Source organism: Paenibacillus sp. D2_2, from assembly GCF_031199965.1.
In the GTDB taxonomy this organism is placed as follows: Bacteria; Bacillota; Bacilli; order Paenibacillales; family Paenibacillaceae; genus Fontibacillus.
The window spans coordinates 1937246-1954492 of sequence record NZ_CP133605.1; the positions used below are offsets into that span (position 1 = coordinate 1937246).

The following is a 17247-nucleotide window of genomic DNA, read 5'->3' on the forward strand; positions in this document are numbered from 1 at the left end:
AGGTGGGGAAAAGGTGGCGACTCCAGTCAAAACCTTACCTATACCTATTCGGTACACAGGATCAGATTCGCATCACGCCAAGCTTTTATTTTATTAGTGCCCAGGATGGAAATCGGACTTTGGTGGACTTGTATTATCATACAGGGAGCAGCAGTTACGTGAAGATCGGTTCGCCGCTGGATGAGGTAGAGCGCTATGTCGTCTTGAATGAGCGGCTGCGAAATGTACCAGACGAGGAACTTACAGATACGGCGCTATATAAATATGATCATGAATATACGTTTGGACAGGTTGCTAACATAGGGCGTGCTCAATACGTTCAATACTATAAAGAAAAGATGACAAAGCAGAAAACGATGGTCGGCAGTCTCAGTCTGTTGCAGCTTCCTGCAAATGTCCGAACTTTGCTTGGACCCAAGAATGGCTTGCCTGAAGGCGTGGACGTAGCACGGGCCAATGCTTCGATTCAGCGATGGTATGGGGAGTACAGCCTGCCTGCAGAATTGTTTGCGGTTAAAGCAGGGACGAATGTGGCTGAATATGGACGTACTCATCAAGGGTTAACGGATAAATCTCCGATTTTTCTAAGAGATGGGTATATTGTTGTGAATTTTAACATTGAGACGGTGCGTGACGGGCAGACGGACAAGCCATATTTGCAATATATCCACGCCCCACTGATGAATCAATGGCAGCAGATGGAAGGCTTCAAGCGTCAGATTACGGACCGTATGGCCGTGCCTATACACTTTTGGATGGAGATGTAGTATTCTACCAAGCGGATCAATCTAGCCGTGATGATTTTCGATCGATGGTGACACATTGAGTGGATATAAGTAAGGAATTAAGACCGGGTTTGCCTAATAAAACAGGGGAGCCCGGTCCTATCTTTTTGTTACGCTAAACCCCTGTCAAGGGCTTCCTCTTTAGTGTTATTATATTTTATGCTAAAATAGGTGGAATGAGTATGGTTATATACTTGATACTATAAGAATAGGTGTGTGAAGATGAATCCTTTTATATATGATTTGAGTTTGGAAGAACTTCAGGAATGGGCAGTACAGCAAGGAGAGTCAGCCTTCCGCGGCGCACAGATATTTGACTGGCTTTATGTAAAGCGCGTAAACTCTTTTGATGAGATGACGAATTTATCCAAGACGCTTCGGCAAAAAATGGACGAACAGTTCTCGTTCGTAACCTTGAATGAAATTGCGAAGTATGAATCCAAGGACGGTACGGTCAAGTTCCTGTTCGGGCTACATGATGATCACGCCATTGAGACGGTTATCATGAAGCATAACTATGGAAATAGCGTCTGTGTTACCACTCAAGTCGGCTGTAAAGTGGGTTGTACGTTCTGTGCCTCTACTTTGGGTGGACTTAAGCGGAATCTCAATCCTGGGGAAATCGTGGCTCAGGTTGTACAGGCTCAGAAGATTCTTGACACACGCGGCGAACGAGTAAGCAGCATTGTCATCATGGGAACAGGTGAACCATTCGAAAATTATGAAGCGACGATGAAATTTTTACGGATTATGATTCATGAGAAGGGCTTGAACATTGGACAACGGCATATTACTGTATCAACGAGTGGTATCGTTCCTAATATATATAAATTTGCTGATGAGGATACCCAGATCAACCTGGCGATTTCGATTCATGCGCCGAACGATGCGCTTCGCTCTAAGCTGATGCCTGTAACCAGCGTTTCCCGTTCGATGATGTCATCGAGGCGCTGCGTTATTACATCGCTAAGACCGGGCGTAGAGTAACATTCGAGTATGCGCTGATTGGCGGCGTCAACGATCAAGCGGAGCATGCTGAGGAGTTGGCGGAGGTACTTAAAGATATGCTCTGCCACGTGAATCTGATCCCGGTCAACCATGTTCCGGAGCGGAAATATGTCAGAACCTCAAGAAACGATATTTTTCAGTTTCAACGCATATTGGCGGATAAGGGCATTAACGTAACGATTCGTCGGGAGCAAGGACATGATATTGCAGCGGCTTGCGGACAACTGCGGGCCAAACATATGGAGTCTGGTACGAGGTGATAAGGATTGATAAAAACGGCTTATGTAAGTGATGTAGGAAAAGTTCGCTCTATAAACGAGGACAGCACATGGGTTGCCAGGCCTGGAACAAGGGTATACGCTTGCGATTGTAGCTGATGGTATGGGCGGACATCAGGCTGGGGATACGGCCAGCCGCCTGACCGTCGAGACAATTGTGCAAGATTTACAGGCATTGCCTTCACACTTGTCTCCTCAAGAGTTCGGAGATGAGCTGCAGCGGGCAATTCTGCATGCCAATGAAATCGTGTATCGTGAAGCGAAAGAGCATGTGGAGTACTACAATATGGGGACCACGGTTGTTGCCGTCCTTCTCAATGAACGTGAGGGCATCATCGGCCATATTGGGGACAGCAGGGTCTACCAATTCCGAAATAGCGTGCTGACTCAAATTACTGAAGATCATTCTCTCGTTAATGAGTTAGTTAAGAATAAGCAGATTAGCGAGCAGGAAGCGAACGTGCATCCACATCGGAATGTCGTAACCCGGGCACTCGGAACCGATGAACAGGTTGTTGCCGACATGTATTCGGTGATGTTAGAAGAAGGGGATATACTGCTGCTCTGCAGTGACGGTCTCAGCAATTATGTAACCCCGGATCAAATGATTCATACGCTTGGAGTTGACCAGCTTCCACTGGATCAGCGTGCTCATCAATTACTTCAATATGCCCTGGATGCAGGGGCGACGATAATATTACAGTCGCGTTATTGGAGTATCATGATGAGTCCGTGTCAAGCGCAAAGGGGTGGAATTTATGATCGGTCACGAGTTAGGTGGTCGTTACCAAATTATTGAACGAATTGGCGGGGGAGGAATGGCCCTCGTATATCGTGCTCAGGATATTCTATTAAATCGTAATGTAGCTATTAAAGTTTTGCGTCAACAATTTGTGAACGATGAGGAATTCATCCGCCGCTTCCGTCGTGAGGCACAATCAGCTGCTTCACTGTCACATCCGAACATCGTTAGCGTCTATGATGTTGGACAAGAGGGCGATGTGCATTACATTGTTATGGAATATATTGAAGGTCGCAACTTGAATGAAATTATCAAAGAGCGTGCTCCACTACAGGTAGATGAGGCAGTTCGTATCGCTTCGCAGATCGCTGATGCCTTGGATCATGCGCATACGAATCATATTATTCATCGTGATATTAAACCTCATAATATATTAATCGGTCGCAACGGCTGGGTAAAAGTGACTGACTTCGGGATCGCACGTGCTGTATCCTCAACGACGATTACGCAGACGGGCTCCGTCATCGGTTCCGTTCATTATTTCTCACCTGAACATGCCAAAGGGGTAACAACTGGCGAGAAATCGGACCTTTATTCACTCGGTATTGTACTCTATCAGATGCTGACTGGACGTCTTCCGTTCCTTGGGGAGAGCCCGATCAGTGTGGCACTGAAACATTTACAGGAGCATTTTGACGAACCACGCTCGGTGAATCCAATGATTCCGCAGAGTGTGGAGAATATTATATTGAAGTCGATGCGCAAGAATCCCGGCGAGAGATATGAATCTGCTAAGGAAATGCTCCGTGATCTGGAGACTAGTCTGCTACCGGAGCGTAGAACCGAGAACAAGCTTACTTTTGTCGAGGACGAGGATGAGGATAGCACCCGTGTAGTTCCAGCTATCAAACCTCAGAATAGGCAGAATAGTGGAGGTTCGAAGCTGTCTCGCGATGATCAGGGATCTGATGAAAGACAAAAGCAGAAATCGAACAAGAAACCAACAGGCAACAAGACTAAATTATGGGTCGGTATTACGCTGATTGTGATCGTTGCGATGCTTGGTATTGCTTGGTATGTGAACAAGCTCGTCACGGTGGAAGAAGTAAAGGTACCGAATGTGCTTAATATGTCCATTGAACAAGCTACTGAGGAGCTCTCCAAGGTTGGCATTGTGGTTGGGAATGTCGCTCAGGTATATAAAGAGGGCGTAGATGAGGGAATTGTCTATGAACAGAGCAAGTCAGAGGGAACCGCTGTGAAGGAAGGTTCGTCGATTGATTTGACGGTAAGTACGGCGAAGGAGCTACCGCAGATGCCGATGCTGATGGGTGGAACCTATACCTATGAGGAAGCTGTTGCACAGCTAGAGCAGCTCGGAGTGTCGAAAGACAGGATTCGCAAGGATGAGGAAAATTCCGATAAGGATACTGGTGAGGTCATTGGGCAAACCCCGGATGCCAATGCAACATTTAATCCGGATACCGATCAGATTATCTTGAAAGTGAGTAAAGGCCCAGCAAATATCAAGATGCCTAAGCTGGAAGGGTTAACTCAGGCTGCTGCTGTGAAGGCGATTGAGGATGCAGGGCTGAAGCTGGCGAAGGACGGAATTAAGCAGAAATCGAGCTATGATAAACCATCAGGTGAAGTTATGGAGCAGTGGCCATATGCGCCAGGTGGAGATGTAGCACCGGGCTCGGAGGTAACGATATTCGTCAGCTCCGGCTACCCTTCCGAAGCGATCGAGTATACATTCGAGGTTCCTGTCGTCCCGTCCACAGATGGTCAGAAGAGTAAAATCCATATTATCTATGGGGATGCTCGCGGCGAGAATCAAGACTGGGGTACAAGGACGATTACCAAGCCGCAATATATCTCGGTGGATCTTGTTCTGGCGCCTAACAAAGACGGTTATGTCTATGTGAACCGTGATGGTGCATTAACGGATACCTACAAGGTCTCGTATATTGATGCTAAGCAGGGGACTGTGCCGCAGCCATCATTGCCTGTAACGAATCCTACACCGGATGAATCAAATAATGATCCTAATGGCAACAATGGTGACAATAATAGCGGGAACAATGATCAGAACCCTCCTGATACAGGAATGGTCAACAAATCCAAGATAACTGGACGGTTAGCAAAGGCTGATATGAAGGGATCCAAACACCACAATTGAAGTAAAGCTTAAATGAGCTTTAATCGTTATACAGACAGACATGAAAGCGAGGCCTGCAAGAATGCCTGAAGGCTTAATCGTTAAAGCACTAAGCGGATATTACTATGTGAAGCCTGCAGACCCGGTGTTGGACGAAATTGTCCAGTGCCGGGGACGCGGCATTTTTAAGAAAAAGGCATAACACCTCTTGTTGGAGATCGGGTCATGTATAGTCCGACGGAGAACGGTGAAGGGATGGTAGATGAAATTTTACCACGCATTTCGGAGCTGATTCGTCCGCCGATCGCTAACGCCAGACTTGCAGTACTGCTGTTCTCACTGAAAGAGCCTGATCTGAATTTGCAGCTTCTGGACAAGTTCTTGGTACATATTGAACATGCGGGGCTGCAAGCGCTGATCTGTTTGACCAAAGAGGATCTGCTTGATGCGGAGAAGAGGATGCGGCTAGCACCACAGAGCAGGTGGCGCGTCTCTATGAGCAAATAGGATATGAAGTATTCATTACAAGTTCTCTGACCGGCAAAGGGACGGAAGCCGTGAAATCACGTCTCGCTGGAGAGATTAGCGTCTTTTCCGGTCAGTCCGGGGTAGGCAAATCAACGCTGCTGAATGCGATGTTCCCTGGATTGTCGCTGGAGACGAGTGAAATAAGCATGAAGCTTGGCCGGGCAGACATACGACCCGTCATGTAGAGCTGATTGAGCTTGAAAATGGCGGATATGTGGCGGATACTCCTGGATTTAGCCAGCTTGATTTCCTTGAGCTTGGAGTGGAGCAGCTCTCTACCTGCTTCCGCGAATTCCGCGAGCTCGCAGAGGGCTGTAAATTCCGCGGCTGTACACATCTGCATGAGCCTAACTGTAAAGTGAGGCAGGCGGTTGATGATGGGACTATTGCAGCGGGACGCTACGAGCATTATGTGCAGTTTTATGAGGAAATGAAAGACAAAAAACGGAGGTATTGACTTCATGAACGACATCTATATTGCACCGTCGATATTGTCGGCTGATTTTGCCAAGCTGGGTCAAGAAGTGGTCGAGGTAGAACACAGCGGAGCCGATTGGCTTCACGTCGATGTCATGGACGGACATTTCGTACCTAACATTACATTCGGGGCGCTTGTGATGAGAGCAATTGCTCCACTAACCAAGCTGCCGCTTGATGTTCATCTGATGATCGAGAATCCTGAGCAATATATTCCGGATTTTGCAAAGGCAGGGGCTCACCTGATAACAGTTCACCAGGAAGCTTGCGTACATTTGCATCGCGTCCTGCATTTGATTAAGGAGCATGGTGTTAAGGCGGGTGTAGCTATCAATCCGGCAACACCTGTATCTTCGATTCGAGAAGTACTTGAGGATGTGGATTTGGTGCTCGTGATGACTGTAAATCCAGGCTTTGGCGGCCAAGCTTTTATTCCGTCGACCCTTCGTAAGATCAAGGAACTGAAGGAACTCAGGGAGGAACTGGGGCTGAAGGATCTCCGTATTGAGGTTGATGGAGGAATCACGGCCGTTACAGCGCCGCTTGTTGTAGAAGCAGGGGCAGATGTACTGGTCGCGGGTAATGCAGTGTTCGGCCGCAGCGACCGCAGTGCGGCTATTCAAGAGATTCGCAGCAGTATACAAGAATAGCACTTCTGATAGTTCTTGTAATATTTCTGATCGAAGCTATATTATCTTCATATTTGGCAGGTTTCACTTTGTCCGGTTGGCATAGTGATTCGACCTGACGCATACAATGGGTTACATGAGCGGGTTCTCATGCAGCCCTTTTTTGTCGGTGAAAATACACAGAGAGAGGGCGCGGAACATACACTATGATGAGGGCATGAGAATGATGGGGAGGGTGAACGATGAAATTTTACACATTCAAGCTGCCTAAGTTTTTGGGAGGTTTCGTCAAAGCGGTGTTGAATACGTTTCACAAGAACTAGGCAGCAACAACTGCCGCTATCATGGAATTCGGGCGGCGCAAATCCCGCCTTCCATCACGCGGTTTGTGGCGATACTGTTTTCCGGTTGCTGAAGTGGCAGGAGAATACGAAAAAAGCACCTCTATTAAGAAAAGGTGCTTTTTGTCTATATACTTATTCTCACCATTATACGCGAGTCAGTTTACCGGATTTTAAAGCCCGAGTGCTGACGTATACGCGTTGTGGCTTACCGTCTACCAAGATCCGGACTTTCTGTACGTTAACGCCCCAAGAACGACGATTACGGTTGTTTGCGTGGGATACATGGTTACCGCTGCTTGGTTTCTTGCCTGTTACATAGCATTTGCGAGACATTCATTACACCTCCTGTTCCGATACACCTGTCTTGAAAATAACAGTTTATTATTGAAGTTAACAGTTATTGTTCAAGCCGGCTTTAGCCGGTTGATTTCCCTCATTAAGCCTATAAATGCATAGGAAACCGCATAAAACAATACTTACATATAATATCACAGTAAAAAAACGTCCGTCAACCGATCGACAAACTTTATTTCTATAGACGCTTGTCGCGCTTTGTTTATTTATTTATCTTTGTTCTTATAGTACAATATGGTTTAGCCCATAATAATTTCAAGGGAGGAGTGAGCGTAGGCGTGGCAATACAACTTGAGACCGAATATGGACGTGTAGATATTTCGGAGGAAGCAGTAGCTGTGATCGCCGGGTCGGCCGCCATGGAATGTTATGGACTCGTAGGAATGGCAAGCCGGAAACAATTCAAGGACGGCATTGCTGAATTGCTGGGGCGTGAATTTAGCCCGGGGTGTGGAAGTAAAGCTCGATAATAAGCGATTGGCAATTCATCTTTATATCATAGTCAGTTATGGTACGAAAATTTCCGAGGTTGCCTACAACATACAGCGAAAAGTAAAATATGTGTTAAATGAAGTCGTTGGACTCGAAGTGGCTCAAGTCAATGTTGCAGTTCAAGGCGTTCGTGTATCAAGCTAGGAAGGGGAATTCTCATTGAGTAAGCGTTCTATTAACGGAACAGATTTCACCGCCATGGTACTAGCCGGGGCGAAGCGGTTGGGGATCATGCTGAGCATGTCAACTCTCTAAATGTCTTTCCAGTTCCTGATGGAGACACCGGAACAAATATGAATCTCACGATGACGGCCGGAGTGGCCGAATTGAATAATAACGGATCAGGCGGACTTGGTAGCCGGGCAAATACGTTGTCCAAGGGATTGCTGATGGGGGCTAGAGGAAACTCTGGCGTTATTCTATCCCAGTTGTTCCGCGGCTTTGCCCGTTATGCATCTTCTTATGAAGAGCTAGATGCTATTCAATTTGCCTCAGCTTTACAAAGCGGGGTGGATACAGCCTATAAGGCCGTAGTAAAACCGGTAGAGGGAACAATCCTTACGGTAGCGAAAGAAGCTGCCAAGCATGCGGTTCACCAGGCTAGACGTACTACCGATATCGTAGATTTGATGGCTGATGTGCTAGCGAAGGCTAAGGAAGCTCTAGCGAATACGCCAGAGCAATTGCCTGTACTGAAGCAGGTCGGAGTTGTTGATTCCGGCGGACAAGGTCTTGTATATATTTACGAAGGCTTTATGGAGCAATTAACAGGCAAAGCAAAGCCTATCGATTCAATGCCCGCACAATCTAAAGCAGGGTCTATCTCTGCCGTTGCAGCCGTACATCCGGCCGAACATCATGATGCCACTGCTCAAGCGAAGCTTGTTACAGAGGATATTGAATTTCTCTATGATATGGAATTTTTCATAAGTCGTACCCTAGGTGGAGTACCGCATTCGAATTTTGACGAAGATCAATTTCGGAAAACGTTATCACTGAACGGTGACTCTATTATCGTGATTGCCGATGATGAAGTAGTCAAAGTTCATGTACACTCCAAAGCGCCCGGCGAGGTTCTGAATCTCGCTCTGAACTATGGGGAAATTACTCAGATTCATATTCTAAATATGCGTGAACAGCATCGTGAGCTGTTGTCAACCGGGCTTGATGCCGCTCCAATGCCAGAGTTGTTCGCTGACATCCCGGCTGAACCTGCCCGTTCTGTAGACCCGGCTGAGGTTCCTGCGGACGAATTGGCTCCTTACGGATTTATTGCTGTAGCGTCCGGACAAGGAATCTCAGATATCTTCAAGAGTCTTGGCATTGACGTTGTTCTATCTGGCGGACAGACGATGAATCCAAGTACGGAGGATTTCGTTAAGGCGATTCATTCGATCTCTGCGCAGCATGTATTCGTGTTGCCGAACAATTCGAATATCGTTCTTGCCGCTCAACAGGCCCGAGATTTGCTGGAAGATGAGCGTAGTGTCACAGTTATTCCGTGCAAGAGCATTCCGCAAGGAATCGCTGCTGCCTTCGCGTTCCAGGAAGAGGAGAGTGCTGACGTTAATACGGATCATATGATGAGTGCCGTATCTCATGTCAAGACAGGACAAGTTACCTACGCGATCCGTGATACGATGTTCGACGATCTGGAGATCAAGGCTGGTCATTATATCGGTATTGAGAACTCCAAGATCGTTGCAACCGAAGAACAATTGCTTGAGACAAGCCAAGCATTGCTTACTAAAATGCTGTCCAATGGGGATGAGATCGTCACTGTCCTGATTGGAGAAGAGGCGACAGAGGAGACTACAGCGTCGTTAGTGAGTTGGCTGAATGAAACTTATCCTGATGTCGAAGTAGAGACTCATGATGGCGGACAACCGATCTATTATTATTTATTCTCGGTTGAATCCTGATCGTCCTAATAATATAAGTTCAAAAAGATCGGTTTTCAGTACCGAGAAGGTTGGATGAAGCTAGGGTCTGAGGAGTGGAGCGTACGTAGTTTGTACGTGAGTACCTGAAATGTTACCGTAGGTAACATGACTTCGTAAGCATCTGCTTAGGCCAGGGTGAATTCAAGATTCGAAGCCGAGTTACTCCTTGATTCACTTCGTAATCAAAAGTGAACTTTTTGAACAACCTCTTGCAAAAGGGGGAATGATGAAAGGGTGAAGATACCTATGAGTCAGATCGTTATTGTAGCTGACAGTACGGCTGACGTTCCTGCTTCGCTGGCTGCTGAGTATGGTATTCATATCGTGCCAATGCGGCTAGCCTTCGGGGATGAGTCTTACCTGGAAGGAATCGACATCACGGTTGAAGAGTTTTATGACAAGCTGGCGAAGTCCAAGGATCTCCCGACGACTTCGCAGACCTCGCCTGCTCAGTATGTAGAGGTGTATCAGAATTTAATGAAGCAGTATCCTGATTCTCCTATCCTCTCGATACATTTATCTTCTGGGATGAGCGGCACCTATCAATCCGCTCAGCTGGCAAAGTCGATGATAGAGGAAGATTCTACAGAGCCGGTAAATATTACGGTGGTCGACTCGCTCTGTGCTAGCTATGGCTTCGGCATGATGGTAGTGCATGCAGCAAGATTGGCGAAGCAAGGGGTTTCCGTTGAGCAGATTTGCACCGAGTTAGAGCGTCTTGGACAAGAGCGCAGGCTTTATTTTCTGGTTGATACACTAGAGTATTTGCAAAAAGGTGGTCGGATCGGCAAGGCGGCGGCCATTCTTGGCACATTGCTGAATATTAAGCCGATTCTTTCTGTAGACCATGAAGGCATTATCTATTCGGTAGATAAGGTAAGGGGCCGCAAGAAGGCGGTATCTCGTGTAATTGAGTTATTCAGGAATGATTTCCCGAACCACAAGGATTTGAACGTTGCTGTGTGCGATTGTGTGAACCCTGAAGGAGCGGAAGAGATCATTCAGCTGTTGTCAGAGCATTTTACCCTGCATGAGATCGTACGCAACAGCATTGGTTCTGTTGTAGGTACTCATGTAGGTCCTGGTACTGTGGCTATCTTCGTATGGCCGGCTTAAAGAAGTTGTTCAAAAAGTTAAGCTTTTTGGACTTGTATTTAAAGCGAGGGATTTGAACGATGGATTTGCATGAAATCCCCGTAAAGCAAGTCAGCGGCGTGAGTGCTCTCAAAGCAGGAGAGCTTCACGCCTTTGGCATCTTTACGGTAAATGATCTAATTGAATACTATCCGTTTCGTTACGAAGATTACCGACTTAAATCTTTGACAGAAGTCAAGGACGGAGACAAGATTACGGTTCAGGCCAAAATTATGGGGATTCCTGTTCTGCAGCGCTATGGGCGCAAATCAAGAATGACCTGTAAAATGGTGGCCGAGGATTGGATGTTCACGTCGACATGGTTCAATCGCCACTTCCTGCGCGATCAATTGGTTGCCGGAAGAGAGATCATATTAACCGGGAAATGGGATCTAAAGCGTAATCAGCTTACAGTATCAGATTCGGAATTCCCGGATAAAGGCGTACAGCGAAGTGGCACCGTTCAGCCAGTCTATTCAGTTGGCGGGAAAATTACACAGAGCTGGATGCGCAAGGCGATTCATCAGGCGATGCAGCAGTATGGGGAGCTGGTTCCTGAAATCCTGCCTGAGGGGCTGCTGAAGCGCTATGATCTTATGTCGAGAAAACGGGCTATTCAGCGGATCCATCTGCCTGAGGATCAGACTGAGGGGCAGCAGGCTCGCCGCCGTATGGTCTATGAGGAGCTGTTCCTGTTCCAACTTAAGCTGCAAGCATATCGCGCGATTAACCATGAGCGAATGGATGGCGTTACCCATATCTTTGAGAACCGGGCGATTCGGGAATTCGTGCACAGCCTCCCGTTCGAGCTAACCGATGCGCAGAAGCAAGTTGAGCTGGAGATCTTGCAGGATATGCGCTCTCCTTATTGCATGAATCGGCTACTGCAAGGCGATGTGGGTTCCGGGAAGACCGTTATCGCCGCGATTGCGCTGTTTGCCGCGGTGAAATCGGGCCATCAGGGAGCCTTTATGGTTCCTACGGAAATTTTGGCGGAGCAGCATGCCCGTTCGCTTGCGAAGATGTTCGAGCCCTTTGGTATCTCAGTAGGGCTGCTGACGGGGAGTGTATCAGGTCGTAAGCGCAAAGATTTGCTCGCTTCCTTGCAGATGGGGCTGACGGACGTCCTTATCGGTACCCATGCTTTGATTCAGGAGGATGTCTTCTTCCGTTCGATGAGTTTGGTCGTTACGGATGAGCAGCACCGCTTCGGCGTGAATCAGCGCAGCATTTTGCGGCGCAAGGGGTTCAACCCCGATGTGCTGACGATGACTGCTACTCCGATACCCAGGACGCTGGCGATTACCGCCTTCGGAGATATGGACGTCTCCACACTGTCGGAGCGACCAAAGGGACGAAAGCCGATTTCAACCTATTGGGTGAAGCATGACATGATGGATCGTGTGCTCGGTTTTATTTCCCGTGAAATATCGCAGGGAAGACAAGCTTACTTGATTACACCGCTGATTGAGGAATCGGAAAAGTTGGATGTCCAGAATGCGATTGATCTGTACGTGTCGATGCAGCAGGCATTCCCGGACATCCGTGTTGGACTGCTGCATGGGAGAATGACCCCGAGCGAGAAGGACGAGGTCATGCGGGCGTTCTATGCGAACGAGGTGCAACTGCTCGTATCAACTACAGTTGTAGAGGTCGGCGTGGACGTGCCTAATGCTACGCTGATGATCATCATGGATGCCGACCGCTTCGGCTTGTCGCAGCTGCATCAGCTGCGCGGCCGTGTAGGACGGGGGAGCACGCGTCTTACTGCGTGCTCATCGCCGATCCGAAGACGGAGGTAGGTCAGGAACGAATGAAGGTCATGACCGATACGGACGACGGCTTCGAAGTGTCACGCCGGGACCTGGAGCTACGCGGCCCTGGGGATTTCTTCGGCACGAAGCAGAGCGGCGTGCCGGAATTCCGAATCGCGGACATGGTCAGCGATTTCGCAGTGCTCGAGGCGGCGCGTGATGACGCCGCCCGGCTGGTGGCGGACGCGTCCTTCTGGACGTCGCCCGAGTATGAGCCGCTGCGCGGCTACCTGCAGCGGGAGCAGGTGCTGCAGGGCGAAGTGATCGATTGATGGGACACTTTGGGCTAGTCGATTAGCTCAAAGTGCCCCAAATCTGTTGCCTGCTCTCTACAAAACTGCAAAAATACTTCTTTTTTTAAATAAAACGGACCACCTAAGTGAAATTGCTGCAAATATGCATCTTTTTGATGCGAAATGCGAAGAATTAGGATGATTTTGAGAAAAAAACTGCATAATTGCAGTTTTTTTCTCAAATCTGGTGAGTTTATGGAAGAAAAGCTGCATTTTTGCAGTTTTTTTAATTTCCGTCGGCCCTGGGTACATTTTTATTAACCATACTAGCATCCCTAAATTCATTTTCAAGACACTATGTACAGGCCTCCCGTCATATATCTAGAAAGTAGGTGTGAATGAGGGAGGTGCAATGAGCTTTTGAGTTACCAACAATTTGGCATTAGTTCGCAGTTAGTAGAGCGGGTGAAGCTTAAAATGAAGAATCCGGCCACAAAGGATCGTATGAAGATGCTGGTGGATGGTTTAACGAAATCGGATTTGCAGGATCGCGTGAAGGTGCGCCGAATGGTGAAATCGGCAGCAGGTATATTGAACGAGCGTTTGACGGGTGTACAGGAAGAACAGATTGTCTCATTTGTAGTTGCTCAGAAAATTGATCCACGCAATACATTTCACCTGATTAAGCTGTGGGGAATGTTCCGATAGTAGTTAAACCAAAGGTGAAGGTTCTTGTATAAAGAGCCTTCACTTTTTTTTATAAACGAAGTGTATCGTTCCCTCTTTACTTCATAGTTGCCGATCGGTATAATCCGAACCAATGAATGTGTACACATCACTCGACCAATGGATGGGAAGGAGAAGCTAGAATTGCAGATGTTTGGTTTCCCCTATGAGCTTATATTGTATTTTAGTCAGGATCATATCTCTTTTCTTACAAACAAAGTAGACGCCGACGATCACAGCCATCATTACATACAACTTACGATAGGACTCGAACAGCCCGTATCTATTACGGTGGAAGGTCAGCAGATACAGGCTTCGGGACTCTTTCTCCGATCCAGTGTGATTCATCAATTACAGGGCTATCAACAGTGGCAGTGGTACATGCTGATCAATCCTGAATCAACCTTGGGAGAGCTAGTAAAGCGGGTGTATTTACAGGATTCTAATGTCTGTGTATTAGAACAAGATCAGGTCGATCAACTGCGGCAGCTTGCTACTAGGCAATTATCTTCGATAACTAGCCAGAATGATTACAATCAGAGTATGAGGAATTTTATGCAAATTTTGCGGCTGCAGGGACAGGAGGATTATGAACATAAGTCTGATCTGGATGACCGTATCGGGGACATATTGCTCACTGTCGAGACATTTCCGGGTCATGAACTGACGGTTAGAGCGCTTAGCAAACACATGTATATTTCCGAGAGCCGATTATCGCATTTTTTCAAAGAAAAGGTAGGTATATCACTGGCAAGCTACATTGTACATCATAAATTAAGAACGGCATTCCAGGCGATTTTTAATGGCGTGTCGATGACAGAAGCTGCGATAGAGGCCGGCTTCAGTAGTTCCTCTCATTTCTCTAGAACCGTTAGAAACAAGCTGGGCATGACCGCACGCTCGATCGTGCAGAATAGCAGATTTTTGAAAGTGTAACGATCGTCATCTTCCTTATACTTATAGCAAAAGGGGGGATGATCGTGGAAGCATTCCTACAAGCTACAGTATTAGTAGACTATAAACATCCATCGATTGAGCAGCTCATTAGGACGAAGGGCTGGAGCCGGGACGAGCTTACCGAATACGAAAAAATCCGTCAAATCTACGATTATGTAAGAAATCAGATCAAATTTGGCTACAACCGCGGCGATGACATTCCTGCTTCGGAGGTGCTTGCTGATGGATATGGGCAATGCAATACCAAGAGTATTCTATTGATGGCACTGCTGCGGGGCGCAGGGATTGCGTGCCGAATTCATGGCTTTTATATCGATAAAAAAATGCAAAAGGGCGCGCTTACTGGCATCATTTATACCTTTGCACCTGCGAATATCGTTCATGCGTGGACAGAAGTATGGTTTGAGGGAAAATGGGTAGCTTTGGAGGGAGTTATTATCGATGATCCTTATCTCAAGCAGGTGCAGGATAGACTTTGCAGCTATAACGGAGGTTATATCGGATACGGGATTTCGATCAAAGATAAGGCGGGGATTAATCTCTGCTGGCGCGGGGAGAGCACCTATATTCAGAGCTTCTCGATTACCGAAGACTTAGGGTATTTCGACCATCCTGATGATTTTTTCGCCAAGTACAACAATGTCAAAGGCGCTGTGAAAAAATTATTATTAAATCTGCTGCGCAAACGGGTTAACCGGCAAACGGACGCGATTCGAAAGGGTAGAAGGCAATAAACAAATGAGGTTAGCCTCTTCAACAGGCCGACCTCATTTTTTATACCATTGTTTCTCCTTGAGTATAGAAAAATACTATTTACATATCTGTCTTGTTTTTTGCCAGGGATTGATGTATTTTTATATTGACATGTTAGTAGGTCAAAAAAAGGAGGCAGACATGACTCCGCGTACAAAAGAACAAAATGAAGAAATTCGAAATCGGCGGATTGCTGAAATTATCCAAGCTGCGGCTGATGTTTATTTAGATAAGGGTATGCTGCTGGAGATTCGTGATGTTGCCCGCTTGGCCGGCCTCGGTTATGGAACGGTATATCATTACTATAAGAACAAAATAGACTTATTGCATGACTTGCTGTGGCAAGCTCTGGAGAGAACCGCAGCGGTTGTTGATCGGTTAATCGATGAATCGCGGACGCTCCCCGGTGGCACACTTCCTTATACAGTAGAAATATCGGGGGGCACAGCCTTGGCTAGGACTAAAGAAACGGAACCTAAGGTCTGGCATGTTCTTGTCGCAGGCCTCTTGAGGACCTGGTCAGAGGATCATGCAGCGTATTTGGTGTACCAGCTTGGTAATGAGGATTACCGCCAGCTTCCCGAGGAACAGGCTTTGCCTCTAAGCAAGGCGTATCGGGAGCATATAGTGATTCCACTATCTCAGCTGATTGAACAAGGGGTGGTAGAAGCTACCCCAGGCATGTCTGCCCTAGATACGGAGGCCAAAATACGGATGCTGTTGTCGGCGATGACAGGCTGCACGTTGCTGCCGCTTCGGCGAGGGACGCTATACACCGAAGCGGAGGGAATTGCTAGCTTCCTGTGTGCGGGACTGACTTGAGGATTGGTCGATGGGTAACTTTGTAGACCAGACCCTTAAGTCGCGTTTGTTGATGGGATATTACTGTCCGCCGTATGGAGGTTAAAGGGTATGCAAATGCCCGAAAATGAAGGAGTGGAAGAGAAAGATGATTATTTTAAAATCACCGCGAGAGATTGAAGACATGAAACCAGCTAGCCAAATTGTGGCCGATTGCCACCGCGAGGTTGCTAAGCTGATCAAGCCGGGGATTACTACCCAGGAGATCAACGACTTCGTGGCTAGACATATTACCAAGCTTGGCGGTAAGCAGTTTACGAAAGGATACCACGGCTTCCCTGCTGAGACCTGTGCCTCGGTGAATGATGTAGTGGCACATGGCTTTCCCGGTAATCGACCTCTAGAAGAAGGCGACTTGCTTAAACTGGATATCGTTGCTGAATATGACGGATGGTTCGGCGATTCCTGCTGGTGCTATGCTGTCGGCCAGATTAGTCCTCAGGCTGAGCAGTTGATGAAGGTGACGAAAGAATGCCTCGATATCGGGATAAGTAAAGCTCTACCGGGTAATCGTCTCGGCGACGTTACATCAGCAATTCAGCAACATGCTGAATCGAACGGCTTCTCAGTTGTTCGCGACTTGCTAGCACACGGGATCGGGCGCAGCTTGCATGAAGATCCTAGCTTCGAGCATATTGGTGTTGCAGGGAAGGGGCTGCGTCTAAGGGAAGGCATGGTATTAACTATTGAACCGATGATTAATCAAGGCACGTTCCGGATTACGATCGACGATGATAAATGGACAGCAAGAACGGCTGATGGCAAACTCTCTGCTCAATTCGAGCATACTGTGGCGCTTACTCAGGATGGTCCGCTTGTTCTGACCGCGCATTAATAAATAAGATCCTCAATCAGATAGTCACTCATTCAGAACCGGTTAAGCTTAATTGCTTGGCCAGTTTTTTATTTGTAGAAATAACCAGCAATAACCTATTGCCAAGGGGAATATTTGTTCGTATTATGAGTATAATAGGAACAAACGTTCTTACGGAAGGTGAGTTTATGATTTATAGCTTGCGAAGTGGGCT

At 47.2% G+C, this 17247-nt stretch carries 11 protein-coding genes and 6 pseudogenes; 16 read left to right on the top strand and 1 reads right to left on the bottom strand.

The features are described from left to right. The first annotated feature begins 2 nt into the window (after nucleotides 1-2). The 7 genes and pseudogenes from RE628_RS09605 (at nucleotide 3) to spoVM (ending at nucleotide 6931) form a co-directional block, all read left to right on the top strand. The gene (locus RE628_RS09605) at nucleotides 3-767 is read left to right on the top strand and encodes a hypothetical protein (protein ID WP_309158503.1); all 765 of its coding nucleotides are present in this window, start codon (nucleotides 3-5) and stop codon (nucleotides 765-767) included. 240 nt (nucleotides 768-1007) lie between these two features. Further along, a pseudogene (gene rlmN / locus RE628_RS09610) lies at nucleotides 1008-2053 on the top strand (23S rRNA (adenine(2503)-C(2))-methyltransferase RlmN). Nucleotides 2054-2059: 6 nt separating this feature from the next. Beyond that, nucleotides 2060-2833, top strand: a pseudogene (locus tag RE628_RS09615) (Stp1/IreP family PP2C-type Ser/Thr phosphatase). After that, nucleotides 2830-4995 carry a Stk1 family PASTA domain-containing Ser/Thr kinase gene (gene pknB, locus RE628_RS09620; RefSeq protein WP_309158504.1) on the top strand — a complete coding sequence of 722 codons (2166 nt, stop codon included), beginning with the start codon at nucleotides 2830-2832 and terminating at the stop codon, nucleotides 4993-4995. Before RE628_RS09615 ends, pknB begins: the two are co-directional and overlap by 4 nt. 61 nt (nucleotides 4996-5056) lie before the next feature. Continuing rightward, nucleotides 5057-5959 (top strand): annotated as a pseudogene (rsgA, locus tag RE628_RS09625) (ribosome small subunit-dependent GTPase A). Between the two features lie 4 nt (nucleotides 5960-5963). Beyond that, a complete protein-coding gene (gene rpe / locus RE628_RS09630; RefSeq protein ID WP_309158505.1) occupies nucleotides 5964-6629 on the top strand; it encodes a ribulose-phosphate 3-epimerase in 666 nt (221 codons plus the stop codon). Between the two features lie 221 nt (nucleotides 6630-6850). After that, nucleotides 6851-6931 (top strand): stage V sporulation protein SpoVM, encoded by an 81-nt coding sequence (gene spoVM, locus RE628_RS09635; protein WP_036621610.1) that lies wholly within the window; start codon nucleotides 6851-6853, stop codon nucleotides 6929-6931. Between the two features lie 165 nt (nucleotides 6932-7096). On the opposite strand, the gene rpmB is transcribed toward spoVM, so the two are convergent. Continuing rightward, a complete protein-coding gene (gene rpmB, locus RE628_RS09640) occupies nucleotides 7097-7285 on the bottom strand; it encodes a 50S ribosomal protein L28 (protein ID WP_309158506.1) in 189 nt (62 codons plus the stop codon). A 299-nt stretch (nucleotides 7286-7584) separates the two neighbouring features. Here rpmB and RE628_RS09645 point away from each other — a divergent pair. The 9 genes and pseudogenes from RE628_RS09645 to map all read left to right on the top strand — a co-directional run bounded on the left by RE628_RS09645 (nucleotide 7585) and on the right by map (nucleotide 17054). Then, nucleotides 7585-7942, top strand: a pseudogene (locus tag RE628_RS09645) (Asp23/Gls24 family envelope stress response protein). 15 nt (nucleotides 7943-7957) lie between these two features. Continuing rightward, nucleotides 7958-9720, top strand: a pseudogene (locus RE628_RS09650) (DAK2 domain-containing protein). Nucleotides 9721-9987: 267 nt separating this feature from the next. Continuing rightward, nucleotides 9988-10857, top strand: a complete 870-nt coding sequence (locus RE628_RS09655) for a DegV family protein (RefSeq protein ID WP_309158507.1) — start codon at nucleotides 9988-9990, stop codon at nucleotides 10855-10857. A gap of 59 nt (nucleotides 10858-10916) precedes the next feature. Further along, nucleotides 10917-12961, top strand: a pseudogene (gene recG, locus RE628_RS09660) (ATP-dependent DNA helicase RecG). Nucleotides 12962-13342: 381 nt separating this feature from the next. Next, nucleotides 13343-13630 carry a stage VI sporulation protein F gene (locus tag RE628_RS09665; protein WP_309158508.1) on the top strand — a complete coding sequence of 96 codons (288 nt, stop codon included), beginning with the start codon at nucleotides 13343-13345 and terminating at the stop codon, nucleotides 13628-13630. Nucleotides 13631-13768: 138 nt separating this feature from the next. Next, a complete protein-coding gene (locus RE628_RS09670; RefSeq protein ID WP_309158509.1) occupies nucleotides 13769-14584 on the top strand; it encodes a helix-turn-helix domain-containing protein in 816 nt (271 codons plus the stop codon). Nucleotides 14585-14628: 44 nt separating this feature from the next. Beyond that, on the top strand, nucleotides 14629-15339 hold the full coding sequence (locus RE628_RS09675) for a transglutaminase-like domain-containing protein (RefSeq protein ID WP_309158510.1): 711 nt from the start codon (nucleotides 14629-14631) through the stop codon (nucleotides 15337-15339). Nucleotides 15340-15499: 160 nt separating this feature from the next. Continuing rightward, complete coding sequence (locus RE628_RS09680) at nucleotides 15500-16180, top strand: TetR/AcrR family transcriptional regulator (RefSeq protein WP_309158511.1); 681 nt, start codon at nucleotides 15500-15502, stop codon at nucleotides 16178-16180. A 127-nt stretch (nucleotides 16181-16307) separates the two neighbouring features. Next, complete coding sequence (map, locus tag RE628_RS09685) at nucleotides 16308-17054, top strand: type I methionyl aminopeptidase (RefSeq protein WP_309158512.1); 747 nt, start codon at nucleotides 16308-16310, stop codon at nucleotides 17052-17054. Nucleotides 17055-17247 lie beyond the last annotated feature (193 nt).